At 45.9% G+C, this 14,155-nt stretch carries 11 protein-coding genes; all 11 read left to right on the top strand.

The annotated features are described in order from the left end of the window. The first annotated feature begins 266 nt into the window (after positions 1-266). The 11 genes from C8267_RS07035 (at position 267) to C8267_RS06975 (ending at position 14,062) form a co-directional block, all read left to right on the top strand. Positions 267-1,487, top strand: a complete 1,221-nt coding sequence (locus C8267_RS07035; RefSeq protein WP_007855984.1) for a site-specific integrase — start codon at positions 267-269, stop codon at positions 1,485-1,487. Between the two features lie 12 nt (positions 1,488-1,499). Beyond that, positions 1,500-1,883 (top strand): hypothetical protein, encoded by a 384-nt coding sequence (locus tag C8267_RS07030; RefSeq protein ID WP_013617184.1) that lies wholly within the window; start codon positions 1,500-1,502, stop codon positions 1,881-1,883. Positions 1,884-2,151: 268 nt separating this feature from the next. Continuing rightward, positions 2,152-3,393 carry a primase-helicase family protein gene (locus C8267_RS07025; protein ID WP_007855986.1) on the top strand — a complete coding sequence of 414 codons (1,242 nt, stop codon included), beginning with the start codon at positions 2,152-2,154 and terminating at the stop codon, positions 3,391-3,393. Between the two features lie 251 nt (positions 3,394-3,644). Then, positions 3,645-4,616, top strand: a complete 972-nt coding sequence (locus C8267_RS07015; protein ID WP_007855988.1) for a toprim domain-containing protein — start codon at positions 3,645-3,647, stop codon at positions 4,614-4,616. A 266-nt stretch (positions 4,617-4,882) separates the two neighbouring features. Then, positions 4,883-6,190: a MobV family relaxase gene (mobV, locus tag C8267_RS07010; RefSeq protein ID WP_007855989.1), complete on the top strand. Its 1,308-nt coding sequence runs from the start codon at positions 4,883-4,885 to the stop codon at positions 6,188-6,190. 328 nt (positions 6,191-6,518) lie between these two features. Next, a complete protein-coding gene (erm(F), locus tag C8267_RS07000) occupies positions 6,519-7,319 on the top strand; it encodes a 23S rRNA (adenine(2058)-N(6))-methyltransferase Erm(F) (protein ID WP_002682030.1) in 801 nt (266 codons plus the stop codon). A gap of 479 nt (positions 7,320-7,798) precedes the next feature. Next, positions 7,799-8,377, top strand: a complete 579-nt coding sequence (locus C8267_RS06995) for a hypothetical protein (RefSeq protein ID WP_072541797.1) — start codon at positions 7,799-7,801, stop codon at positions 8,375-8,377. Positions 8,378-8,455: 78 nt separating this feature from the next. Then, entirely contained in the window at positions 8,456-9,115 is a 660-nt protein-coding gene (locus C8267_RS06990) for a hypothetical protein (RefSeq protein WP_106634157.1), read from the top strand. 14 nt (positions 9,116-9,129) lie between these two features. Further along, the gene (locus C8267_RS06985) at positions 9,130-11,745 is read left to right on the top strand and encodes a UvrD-helicase domain-containing protein (protein WP_072541799.1); all 2,616 of its coding nucleotides are present in this window, start codon (positions 9,130-9,132) and stop codon (positions 11,743-11,745) included. 356 nt (positions 11,746-12,101) lie between these two features. After that, complete coding sequence (locus C8267_RS06980) at positions 12,102-13,310, top strand: S-adenosylmethionine:tRNA ribosyltransferase-isomerase (RefSeq protein ID WP_106634156.1); 1,209 nt, start codon at positions 12,102-12,104, stop codon at positions 13,308-13,310. 176 nt (positions 13,311-13,486) lie between these two features. After that, positions 13,487-14,062 (top strand): helix-turn-helix domain-containing protein, encoded by a 576-nt coding sequence (locus C8267_RS06975; protein ID WP_106634155.1) that lies wholly within the window; start codon positions 13,487-13,489, stop codon positions 14,060-14,062. Positions 14,063-14,155: the final 93 nt, after the last annotated feature.

The raw sequence follows: 14,155 nt of genomic DNA, 5'->3' as shown, positions 1-14,155 counted from the left end.
AAAATCTCTGGAATAACCTCGAAAAACGGGTGAAATGACACTAAACGACTTAATATCAGAGTTGTTACGGTGTCAAATGATGACAAGCCGAAAAAGCGGAAAACGCAAAGAAAAGCGGATTTAAGAAGAAGAATGGTTTGCAAATCATTACCCGTGAAAGAGTAAGATTTAACATATGGGAGATGCTATTGCACCGTTTGTCACCGATTTGCATATCAAGGTCTAACTCGTTGATATTTAACTTTGCAAACAAAAAAAAAACGAGTATGGCAAGAAGTACATTCAAAGTGCTGTTCTACGTGAACGGCAGCAAGGAGAAAGACGGTATTGTCCCCATCATGGGACGAGTGACAATCAACGGTACTGTGGCACAGTTCAGCTGCAAGCAGACCATCCCGAAAACCCTTTGGGATGCGAAAGGCAACCGAGCCAAAGGCAAGAGTGCCGAAGCACGGAACGTCAATCTGGCATTGGACAACATCAAGGCGCAAATCATCAAGCACTATCAGCGCATATCCGACCGAGAGGCATACGTAACGGCTGAAATGGTGCGCAATGCCTACCAAGGGGTAGGAAGCGAGTATGAGACACTGATAAAGGCTTTTGACAAGGATTGCGCCAACTTCCTGAAACGTGTCGGTAAAGACCGCAGCATCGGCACGTACAAGGTCATGGTAAGGGCAAGGAACTATGTCGCAGCCTTTATCAAGTCATTCTACAGACGGACGGACATGTCCATGCTGGAACTTACACCCGACTTCATCAAGGAGTTTGCGGCTTATCTTACGGCTGAACGGGGACTGAAAAACGCCACCATCTGGCTGAACTGCATGTGGCTGAAAGGGGTGGTCATGCGTGCGCACTATAACGGACTGATACCGAGAAATCCGTTTGCGCAGTTCCATATCAGCCCGAATGTTAAGGAACGGGAGTATCTGACAGAGGACGAAATCAAAAGAATCATGGCGCACGAGTTTGACAACCCCACCCTCGCATTGGTGCGGGATCTGTTTATTTTCGCCTGTTTCACCGCCTTGTCTTTCGTGGATATGAAAGAACTCACAACGGATGAAATAGTGGAGGTGAATGGTGAGAAATGGATATTGTCGAAACGGCACAAGACAAATGTCCCGTTCCAAGTGAAGCTGCTGGATATTCCCTTGCAGATAATCGAACGGTACAAGTATCTGTCGGAAGACAAGCTGGTTTTCGGGAAAATCAACTATTGGACGATGTGCAAACAGCTGAAAAAGGTAATGGCGGAATGCGGAATAGAGAAGCAAATCTCCTACCATTGCGCTCGTCATACGTTTGGAACACTGGCTCTTAGCAAGGGGATGCCCATTGAAAGCGTGAGCCGTGTTCTGGGACACACGAACATTGTCACGACTCAAATCTATGCGAAGATAACCACGCAGAAACTTGACAATGACCTGACGATGTTCGGCAACAAGCTGAACGCATCGTTCGGAAGTGTAACCCCATAACCAAGCATAGCCATGAAACGAAGCATCATAACAACAGACGGTAACGGCAACATCATCATGCCGACCGACATTAGCGCAACCGCCATGAGCGAATGGGAACTTTGCGACCTGTTCGGAGTAACCGCCCCGACATTCCGTGCAGGGCTGAAGGCTCTTTGCAAGAGCGGAGTTTTAAGGGAATACGGGATAAGGCGAAGCATACGGGTATCCGATAATTGCTGTATGGAGGTTTACAACCTTGAAGCGATAGTTACCCTCGCTTTCCATATCGGCACATTCGGAGCGGAACGGGTACGCAATGCCGTTCTTGAAATACTGTACCTGCGAAAAGAGAAAACAAGCATCTTCTTCTCGCTGAATACCAACGGTATATCCAAATCCGAATACTTCTCGTAGCTGAATGCCTGACATAATTCACTCGGTAAGTCAGTAATTCATTAAGTCAGTACGACAGACGCTCTGATTTTTTCTCCCGAAAAGCGTAATCCGACATTCGCTTTTCGGGAGTTTTCCGTTTGCACAACCCGTTTCCTGTCCCAAACCATTGAAAGTTTTTGTTTCGGGGGCTATTTGTCACCATTCTGCCGTGTTTTGCATAACAACCTATCCGATAATTGATTATATTTTTGCAGCTGGTAATTTTCAAACTTAAAACCATTTGATTATGTCAGCTATCGAACAACAGGACAGCCACAGACCGCCATCGGATGGCGGCATGGCAAAGGAAGAGTTTATCCGAGTGGGGACAACGCTCTATAAGATTGTGGAGCAGCCCAAACTGAACGGAGGGTATATAAGGAAACGCATCGCATGGAACAACGAGACCCTGCGACAGGATTACGGCAAGGATTACATCGGCAGAGTTCCCAAGTATGACGGCTTCTGCACAGTACCCGAACACATCGGCTACCGTTCCGTGGTCGGCAAGTTCCTTAACCTCTACGAACCGATAGACCACCGACCGCAGGAGGGCGATTTATCGCATATCCAATCTTTGGTACGGCACATCTTCGGGGAACAGTACGAGTTGGGGATGGACTATCTGCAACTGCTCTACCTGCAACCAATTCAGAAGTTGCCTATCCTGCTGTTGGTGTCGGAAGAACGCAACACGGGCAAAAGCACCTTCCTGAACTTTCTGAAAGCCCTTTTTCAGAACAATGTGACTTTCAACACCAACGAGGATTTCCGCAGCCAGTTCAATTCCGACTGGGCTGGCAAGCTCCTTATCGTGGTGGATGAGGTGCTGCTCAACCGCAGGGAGGATAGCGAGCGGTTGAAGAACCTCAGCACCACACTTTCCTATAAGGTGGAAGCCAAAGGCAAAGACCGTGATGAGATTGCGTTCTTCGCCAAATTCGTGCTGTGTTCCAACAACGAGCATCTGCCCGTAATCATAGACGCAGGGGAAACACGCTATTGGGTGCGCAAGATAGACCGCTTGCAGTCCGATGATACCGACTTCCTGCAAAAGCTGAAAGCGGAGATACCCGCCTTTCTCCATTTCCTGCAACACAGAAAACTGTCCACCGAAAAGGAAAGCCGGATGTGGTTCAACCCCACATTGCTGCATACAGAAGCCTTGCAGAAGATTATCCGTAGCAACCGCAATCGGCTGGAGATAGAGATGTCGGAACTGCTGCTTGACATTATGGTTGCAATGGATGTGGATAGCGTTTCATTCTGCCTTAACGACCTTGTCGTACTGCTGGTGCACTCGCAGGTAAAGGCGGAAAAGCACCAAGTGCGTAAGGTGGTGCAGGAGTGCTGGAAACTGACACCTGCACCAAACGGGCTTACCTACACCACCTATCAGGGCAATTACAACAGAAGTTGTCACTATGAGCCGATAAAGAGGGTGGGACGCTTCTACACCGTCACAAGGAAGCAACTCGAATCCCTGTAATACTATCATTTTTCTGTTGAATTGTTGAATATGGGTATAAATACACTGACAATAAACGATATACATTCTCAACAAAATCTCAACAAGCCAAAAGAGAAGTTGAGAGACCACCGACACCCGTTTGTGGATTTCTCTTTTGGCGAGCGGTTTGTTGAGAAGATGTTGAGAGGTTACGAGGCTGTATATAAACATATTACATTGACAATTCATCAAATCAACAAATTTTCATCAACTTCAAAACCGTATGTAATATGACAATCCAAGATGTAAAGCAAATCAAACTGGCGGACTATCTGCAAAGTCTGGGCTATACGCCTGTAAAGCAACAAGGCAGGAATCTGTGGTACAAATCACCGTTACGGGAAGAAACGGACGCATCGTTCAAGGTAAACACCGAGCTTGAAAAATGGTATGACTTCGGCATCGGCAAAGGCGGAAACATCCTCGCATTGGCAGCGGAACTCTACCGTTCGGAAGATGTAGCCTATCTGTTGAGACGCATAGAGGAGCGGACAGCATACATCCGCCCTGCATCGTTCTCTTTTGGCAGACAGCATTCCGACAATCGTACTTATCAGGGATTAAAGGTTGGAGAATTGTCCTCCCCTGCTCTTATAGCCTATCTGCAAGAAAGGGGAATAAACATCGGACTTGCCAAAAGAGAATGCAGGGAGCTTCGGTTTATGAATGCCGACAAACCCTATTTTGCCATCGGCTTTCCGAACATGGCAGGAGGATATGAAGTGCGCAACAGATACTTCAAGGGATGTGTCGCCCCGAAAGATATCACCCATATCCGACAGCAGGGCGGACAACGATGTATGTGTTACCTGTTCGAGGGGTTCATGGATTACCTTTCATTCCTTACCATCCGAGTAGAAAACAATCCGCAACACCCGCGATTGGACACACAGGACTATATCATATTGAACTCCGTTTCCAATCTTGCAAAAGCGGAAAGCATATTGGAGACCTACACCCAAGTCGGCTGTTTCCTTGACAACGACACGGCAGGACGGAACACTTGCAAGAAGCTGAAAGAGAAGTTTGGGGAACGGCTGCTTGACAAGTCAATGTACTATCGTGAGTATAAGGACTTGAACGACTACCTGTGCGGTAAGCCCTTGTCCCAATCGGCAGAGCCGATAAAGGAGAAGAAGCAAGTCCAATCCGCAAGGCGGATGATGCAGCCACCGAAAAAGAAAGGGGGATTTCATCTGTAATGTGCTCGTCTGCTTTCCGAAAGGTATTTAGACAGAAATACCATAGCTCAATAGGGCGTTTTCTTCACGCATTACTCCGTAACGCTAAAAACGCCCTATCGAGCCAAAGGGAAATCCCTTTGGAAACCCTGTGCAAACGAGAGCAGAAGCCAAACTCGTTTGGATTATGCCGAGTGCAGCAAGGGTTCATTTGCATAATAAACCCTGTGAGCCGATGCCACAGGCAGAGAGAAGAAACATAACGATAACCGCAAAATAGAAATAAAATGGGATATTTTTCATTGGACATTAAGAAAGCAAAGGGTACATCGGACACCACGCAGTCCGACCATATAGAGAGAAAGATAATACCTAAAAACGCAGACCCGACAAGGACACATCTGAACAGGGTGCTTGTCGAATACCCCGATGGCGTTCACGGCAGGGATGAAGCGATTGCCCACAGACTGAACACGGCAGGCATCAGACGGAAAATCACACACGACCAAGTCCGTGTCGTTCGGGTGGTTTTGTCGGGTACGCACGAGGACATGATGAACATACAGGAAAAAGGAGAACTCGATGAATGGTGCAACGACAGCATCCAATGGCTGCAAGCCACATTCGGCAAAGACAATGTGGTTGCCGCACATCTGCACATGGACGAGAAGACTCCGCACATCCACGCAGCCGTTGTTCCCATCGTGACGGGTGAAAGGCGCAAAGCCAAGAAAGAGCAAACGGACGGTAAGCGCAAGTACCGCAAGAAAACAAATTCCGTCCGCTTGTGTGCCGATGACCTGTTCAACCGCCAGACCTTGGTCGCCTACCACGACAATTACGCAAGGGTGATGGCGAAATACGGATTGCAGCGTGGGGTACGGGGTTCGGAAGCACGGCACACCACCACCATGCAGTATTATAGGGACTTGAAAAAGAAGAATGAAGTCCTCGAAACTGAAACCAGACTGTTGCAGGAGAAGAAAGCCGAGGCGCAGGAGGAACTGAAGCAGGTGAAAGCGGAAATCCGTACCGACAAGCTCAAAAACGCAGCCACCGATACGGCAACCGCCCTTGCAAGCAGTGTGGGCTCTCTTTTCGGAAGTGGAAAGATGAAATCGTTGGAGCGCAGGAACGAGGATTTGCAAGACCGCATCCTTGAACTTGAAAACGAAGCCCGACAACGGGAACGGCAACAAGCCAAGCAGATACAGGAGATAAGAAACGCTTACGAGCAACAGCACCGCAAGCTGTCGGAGTTTGCGGATTTTGTCAGACGCTACTTTCCATATGTGGAGAAGCTGATGCCTATAATAAACTTCCTGCGTGACCGATTGAAGTTCAATGACGGAATAATCAGAAGACTATGCGAGTTCAAGGAGGTCGGGATAAAAGGCGAACTCTATTCTTCCGAATTTAACCGAAGTTTTGATACCCGACACTCCGTCTGCTCTATCAAACAGGATGAAAACGGTAAATTCGATTTCAAGATAGACGGGGTTTCTCACGTGAACTGGTTCAGAAAGAAGATGAATGAGTTTAGAGAAGCCATCGGAATACCGAAGCCAAGACAGAATAGAAGTATGAAACTGTAAATCAAAAAAATCCGTGATAGTAGAATGGTATATCACGGATTTTTCATACTTTTGTATTGGATTGAGGCTACTCTTTCCAAAACATATTAGAATTAAGAAGAAGCGTTATGCTTATCTTGTACTTGAAAACGTAGGAAATTTTCAATTAGATGCAAGGATAGCATAGTGGTTCTCACGCATATAGCGTGGGCTACTATTGTTACATCTGCATCTATGGTTTCCTACGACCTTCAAGTAAGAGTGTGGCTTTGTAGTTCACGCTTTTTCGTAGGTTGGACTAAAATGTTTATTAAATATAATACAAGTATTCACCTGTAAGAAGTTACTAATGACAAAAAAGAAATTGCCCGTTCGTTTTACGGGTCAGCACTTTACTATTGATAAAGTGCTAATAAAAGATGCAATAAGACAAGCAAATATAAGTAATCAGGATACGGTTTTAGATATTGGGGCAGGCAAGGGGTTTCTTACTGTTCATTTATTAAAAATCGCCAACAATGTTGTTGCTATTGAAAACGACACAGCTTTGGTTGAACATTTACGAAAATTATTTTCTGATGCCCGAAATGTTCAAGTTGTCGGTTGTGATTTTAGGAATTTTGCAGTTCCGAAATTTCCTTTCAAAGTGGTGTCAAATATTCCTTATGGCATTACTTCCGATATTTTCAAAATCCTGATGTTTGAGAGTCTTGGAAATTTTCTGGGAGGTTCCATTGTCCTTCAATTAGAACCTACACAAAAGTTATTTTCGAGGAAGCTTTACAATCCATATACCGTTTTCTATCATACTTTTTTTGATTTGAAACTTGTCTATGAGGTAGGTCCTGAAAGTTTCTTGCCACCGCCAACTGTCAAATCAGCCCTGTTAAACATTAAAAGAAAACACTTATTTTTTGATTTTAAGTTTAAAGCCAAATACTTAGCATTTATTTCCTGTCTGTTAGAGAAACCTGATTTATCTGTAAAAACAGCTTTAAAGTCGATTTTCAGGAAAAGTCAGGTCAGGTCAATTTCGGAAAAATTCGGTTTAAACCTTAATGCTCAAATTGTTTGTTTGTCTCCAAGTCAATGGTTAAACTGTTTTTTGGAAATGCTGGAAGTTGTCCCTGAAAAATTTCATCCTTCGTAGTTCAAAGTCGGGTGGTTGTCAAGATGATTTTTTTGGTTTGGTGTCGTCTTTTTTTAAGCTGCCGCATAACGGTTTGCAGCTATACGCAGGCAGGGATTTTTACCACTAAGCTACCTACGATGAACTGAACTTTAAATTTACCACTTTCCTGTCTTACGAAGCACGAACCCCCTGCTTGCGTATAGGTGATGTTATGCGGTCGGCTTTCATTTTCTCTTCTTTCTCGTTAATTTGTCAAGCAAAGTTACTAAATTTGCAGTCAAGCAATTTCAATTTTTGAATTATGTATTTCAGCAGACCTTGGACTTCTATCTAAGTGATAGGCAGTCCTGAATAAATTCCAATCAATCTTTTAGGGCAAGACAATCAGTCTATGCTTTGTGTGTGCTGTCATTTTTTTTGATGGCATTGCTTTGTCGTAGTTGCTCTGTCGGGTAATACTGTCTATTCACTTCTCTGTGATTTGAATTCAACAAATTATGAAGAAGTTGATTGTATCATTCGCATTTGTTTTAATTGCTTTGACATCGTATGCTCAAAGTAGTTCCGAACACCTTACCTTTAAGGGAATTCCCATTGAGGGAAGTATGACTGAATTTTGTCAGAAGTTAAAAGCTAAAGGATTCACTTCTATTGGCAGTGAAAACAATCTTGCATTGTTTATGGGAGACTTTACAGGTCGTAATGCAACTATAGGTGTAACAGCTACAGATGATGGGAAAAGTGTATTTGCCGTAGCTGTGTTGTTTGACCCAAGTGGTGAATGGAATACGCTTGTTAATACTTATAACTATTATAAAGATTTATACACCCGAAAATATGGCAATCCGACTATTTCAAAAGAGAAGAACCCTGCCCATTTGGATTCCAATACAGCTTTAATGGCAGAAGTTCATCAAGGAACTGTTGTTTGGGGTAGTGCTTGGGAGGTAACAGGAGGAAACATTGAATTATCGATAGAAAAGACTTCTGGTTTTTATGAGGGTATGGTAATGATTCGTTATCGTGATTCTCAAAATGTAGAAACTAAAATTCAAAAAGATTTAGAGGATATTTAGTATCCTATGTATGCGACTTATTCAAAATGTGTCTGGTACATGAATCCGTTAATTGTCAAATAATAACATAACAGAATTATGAAAAAGCTTTTCGTATTATTCGCTTTAATGGTTATAGCTTCTACATCATATGCTCAAGTCTATAAAATGTATAAGACTCGGAACTATCATAATCAACTTCGCTTAAATACAATGACAGGCGAAGTACAACAAATTCAAGATGATGGTCAGTCTTGGGAAATTTGTAGTGCGAGAGAAATTTTAGGAGATAAAGAAGGACGATTTCGCCTTTATGAAACACAGAATATGTGGACATTCATAATGCTTGATACATATACAGGTAAGAATTGGCAAGTCCAGTTTAGTGTCAAGGGTGAGGATTACATGTTTGCATGCACAATCAACATATTTTCTCTTGCATATCCTGAGAAGTCGTCAAATTGGACTAATAGATTTCAGATGTTTGCCACTGAAAACATGTGGACATTTATATTGTTGGACTCATATAATGGACGACTATGGCAAGTTCAATATAGTACACAAGATTTAGACAACCTATTTTGTATTCCTATAAATAAATACGAATTAGTAGAAAATAACGAAAGGTGTATATTCTCTATTCAGCCACTGACAAGTATGTATCAATACTATCTTATAAACGATAATACAGGTGATATGTGGAAATTTCAGTGGAGTACTAAGGGTGATGATTATAGATGGATTGAAAGATTCAGATAAATATTACTTCCAATATGCAGCCATTGTTCATTTGGGTAATTTGTATAATTGCTATTTCGGTTATTGTAATAGCGATGGTACGAACACGCCTAAAAAACAAATCCAAAGAGCTTGCAGAAAAGCTAAACCATATATCTGCATATAGCGAGAAATCAAATTATGAGCAAGCAAAAGAGAGATTATCGGCTCTTAAGGAGGGGGCGTTTATAGATATTCCCTCAGACTTAAATAATGGCTTTTATGGCAGGGTAATCTCCGCAACGCAAGAAAAAGATTTCATCAATCATTATAAGGTGCATTTCCAAGAGGCATATTCACTTCTGAAGAAACTTGAAGCCTTTAACATCACTCCATCAGAAACCATATCCAAATTCATTAACGACTTTGGAAGAATCAACAAACTTGTAAAACAACACAATGATGGTGTTATAACCTTTCTACTTGACACGCACAGGGACTTTTTTGACCATTGCCTAAAATACCCATTAGACAAGCAACAAAGACGCTCAATTGTTTCAGAAGAGGATAATTGTTTAGTAGTCAGCAGTGCAGGTAGTGGTAAAACCTCTTCAATTGTCGGTAAGGTTAAATATCTCACCGAAATCAAGGGTATAGCACCTGAAAGAATTTTACTTATCAGTTATACCAACAAAGCAGCAGCCGAACTAACCGAAAGAATGGCGACCAATGGATTGAAAGGCTACACATTCCATAAGTTAGCCATTGATATTATAGGCAAAACGACAGGTACAAAACCATCTATTTGCGACAATACAGATTCATTGTTTGTAGATATATATCACAAATTGTTAGATAAATCGTCTTTCAAGAAAAGTATAGTGGAATACTTTATTGATTACCAAACGAATGAAGCTGATTGGGAACAACGCAAGAATGAAAGACGGGAGCAATTATCAGGACTAAAGAATGTGCAGCTAAAGGCGATGTTTCCCGATATGGACGGCAGAGCCATATATGTGAGAAGTGAACAAGAACAAAAAATATGTTTTGCTTTGTCCTCGCTGGGAGTGAAATTCAGATATGAAGAACCATACGAACATCAATTAGCAGATGAGATGCACTCACAATATCGTCCCGACTTCTCAATATATTTTAAGCAAGGAGGAGTAACCAAACGCATCTATCTTGAACATTTCGGAGTTGATGAACACGGGCTTGTTCCTGCTTGGTTCGCAAAAGATAAGGGTATAACCTACGAAGAAGCCAATCAGAAATACAATGATGGTATAACTTGGAAGAAAACTGCTCACGAGAAATTTGGCACACAACTTTTAGTAACATCAAGTGCAGATTTTCATTATTCTGATATTAGGGATAAACTCCGTAAACTATTAACTGAAGCAGGTGTACCAATTCAAGAAAAGACCGATGAGGAGTTATACGATTTAGTACTACCCAAAGGCAGCAAGCAGGAAAAGGCGTTTATACGACTTGTTGTTACTTTCGTTACATTGGTAAAATCAAGTTGTAAATCAGTTAAAGAGGTTTTGAAACAAGCCAAAAATGCAGATGATGAACGAAGTGTGTTTATCATCAAGAATATATTTCAACCTGTATATGAACGCTACATAAATGCGTTAAGCGATAGTAACCAAATTGATTTTACCGATGCTATTCTTCAAGCCACTGAGATATGTCGTACTTCACACCCTGTTGAATATGATTATATCATAGTGGATGAGTTTCAAGATATTTCTGTTGACCGTTACAACTTCTTGAAAGTATTGCGAGAGGGTAATCCTCCTGCAAAGTTGTATTGTGTGGGTGATGATTGGCAGTCTATTTATCGTTTTTCGGGAAGTGATATGGCTCTATTCAATCAATTCCCCGAATATTTTGGAACAACGGAGATAAACAAGATTGAAACGACATACAGATTTGGAGAGCCTTTGGTTTCTTTATCGTCGAACTTTATACAACGCAATAAAGCCCAAATACAAAAGAATATCCATTCGTTCAGCTCAGAAATGAGAACCGAGTTGGAATTCTATGCTTATGATAGACGAGATTACTGCAATACGATAGGGCAACTTGTAGCTTCTATTCCATCGGATAAATCAATATTCCTATTGGGGCGTTACTCTTTTGATGATTACTACCTCTCTTTTATGTACCAATCAATTAAAGAGGGTAATAGATTCTACTATGTGATAGGAGGACGAAAAATAGAGTTTTTAACCGTACATAAGTCAAAAGGTCTTGAAGCGAATTATGTAATACTCTTACAATGCAATAAAGATACATACGGTTTCCCATCACAGGTGAGTGACGACCCTGTGCTTAACTATGTGCTCACTAAGAGCGACCAATTCCCATACGGAGAAGAAAGAAGATTATTCTATGTTGCAATAACAAGGGCTAAGATAAAAACGCTTGTATTATACGATAAGCGTTTCCCGTCTGTATTTGTGGATGAATTCTTGCACCCCGAAAAGGTGTCAGAAGAAAGCTATGTAAAGCACCCTAACGCCAATAAAAGATGGACAAGAAGTGCAGACCAATTTTTATTGAAACTGCACAATGAAGGTAAAAGTGTCAAATATATTGCAAACAAAATGGGTAGAAGTCAAACTTCGATTGTAATGCGATTAAACAAACTAAAAAAATAGTCGAACTTTTTCTTTGATGTACCTTGTGTGCATCGGACTATTCTATTATTTTTGTACACAGAAACGAGTTACTTGAAAGCAATTCAAGGTAGAACGCAGCAGATTGTACCGTTGCCAAGTCATTACCTCAAAAACGGGTAATTATCCCAAAGTCCTTTGTATAAGGTACTAACAGAAGTTTTCCAGAATTACAAAAAATATCGGGAATGCCCTCCATCCGGTCGTCGAATCGTGTGCGGCGGGGCGCTTTGTCCCCCTTTTGCGGGGCCGGAGCACCCTCCGATGCCCCTCTTTTGTATCTCTTTCACCATCTTTTTAATATCTTTGCCCCCGAATCCGAGAGAAACACGACCGCCATGGAACGACATATCGACATCAACCGCTACGACTACGACCTGCCCGAGGAGCGCATCGCCAAGTTCCCGCTTGAGGAGCGGAGCGCCTCGAAGCTGCTGGTCTACCGCGGCGGCGAGATTTCGGAGCGCCGCTTCGCCGATATCGGCGAGGTGCTCCCCGCCGGGCAGCTGCTGGTCTTCAACAACACGAAGGTCATCCGCGCCCGCATCATCATGCACAAACCCTCGGGAGCTCGCATCGAGGTCTTTTGCCTGGAGCCCTGCGAGCCGGCCGACTACGAGCGCGCCTTCGCCGTGAAGGGGAGCTGCGAGTGGTCGTGCATCGTGGGCAACCTCAAGAAGTGGAAGGAGGGGTACGTCGAAATCAACTTCGACCACGAGGGCCGCGCCGAGTACCTGCGCGCCTGGCGCGTGGGAGAGGGGGGCCGCGAGCAGCGGGTGCGCTTCGAGTGGTCGGCCGACATGACCTTCGGACAGCTGCTCGAGACGCTGGGCCGCATCCCCATACCGCCCTACCTGAACCGCGAGAGCGAGGAGATTGACAACACGCGCTACCAGACCGTCTACTCGAAGTTCGAGGGGTCGGTGGCCGCCCCCACCGCCGGGCTGCACTTTACGGAGGAGCTCATCGGGCGGATGAAGGCCCGGGGCTTCGAGTTCGAGGAGGTGACGCTCCACGTCGGGGCGGGGACCTTTCTGCCGGTCAAGGACGACGATGCGGCGCGTCACCCGATGCATACCGAGCACTTCGAGGTGCGGCGGACGACCGTCGCCCGGCTGCTCGACCGCTGGGGCGACATCACCGCCGTGGGGACCACCTCGGTGCGGACGCTCGAGTCGCTGCCGGCCCTGGCGTGGCGCATCCGCTGCGGAGGGGAGCCCGATGCCGACCGGGTCATCGGGCAGTGGGAGCTCTACGACATCCCCGCCTCCTTCACGGGGCGCGAGGCGCTCGAGACGCTGCTCGGGTGGATGGATGCCCGGGGCGTCGACCGCATCAAGGCGGCCACCCGGATTATGATTACGCCGCTCGACTACCACTTCCGGATTGTGAGCCGCATGGTCACCAACTTCCACCAGCCCAAGTCGACGCTGCTGCTGCTCGTCTCGGCCTTCGTGGGCGACGACTGGCGGCGGATTTACGACTACGCCCTGAAGCACGACTTCCGCTTCCTGAGCTACGGCGACTCGTCGCTGCTCATGCCGTAGGGCGCGGCGACCCCTTCCCGAAGCCGACGCAGCCGGCAGCATCTTCCCGAAGCCGGCGCAACCGGTGCGATGTCTCCGGGGCGGTGCATTCCGGCGGGTACAGCCGGTGCGGTGTGTCGAAAAAAACGTATCTTTGTACGGAGGGCCGCCTCCCTGGCGGGTGGTGCCACGAAACGATGGACGAAACGCATATCCTTCCTATCAAGAACATGGTCTGCGACCGCTGCGTGATGGTGGTCACCCGGCTGCTCGAGCGGCTGGGGCTGCACCCCGTGCGCGTGGAGCTGGGCGAGGCCGAGCTGGCCGAACCGCTGCCCGCCGCCCGGCGCGACGAGGTGCGCAGGGCGCTGGAGGAGTGCGGCTTCGAACTGCTCGACGACCCGCGCGAGCGGCTGGTCGAGCAAATCCGCACGGCCGTCATCGAACTGGTCCACTACGACGCCTCGGCCGCCCGCGTCAACCTCTCGGACTACCTCGCCCGCCGCTGCCATGCCGACTACAGCCTGCTGAGCAAGCTCTTCACCGAGGCGTGCGGCACCACCATCGAGCGTTACTGCATTGCCCAGAAAATCGAGCGGGTCAAGGAGCTGCTCTCCGAGGGGGAGCTCACCGTGGGCGAAATAGCCGACCTGCTCCACTACTCGAGCGTGGCCCATCTGAGCGCGCAGTTCCGCCGCGAAACGGGCCTCACGCCAAGCGCCTTCCGCCGCCTCGGCACCCACCCCCGCCTGCCGCTCGACAAGGTGAAGTGACGCCCGTCCGCTCCTGCCTGCCTCGTGCCCGCCCGTTCTCCTTGGGCGCCCCCGCATCCCGTCTCCGCCCCTGCCTCTTATCCCCATCTGACG

The sequence above is a fragment of the Alistipes sp. Marseille-P5061 genome, from assembly GCF_900290115.1.
In the GTDB taxonomy this organism is placed as follows: Bacteria; Bacteroidota; Bacteroidia; order Bacteroidales; family Rikenellaceae; genus Alistipes; species Alistipes excrementigallinarum.
The sequence above is the reverse complement of the archived record's forward strand: the minus strand, read 5'-3'. Positions and strand labels throughout refer to the sequence as shown.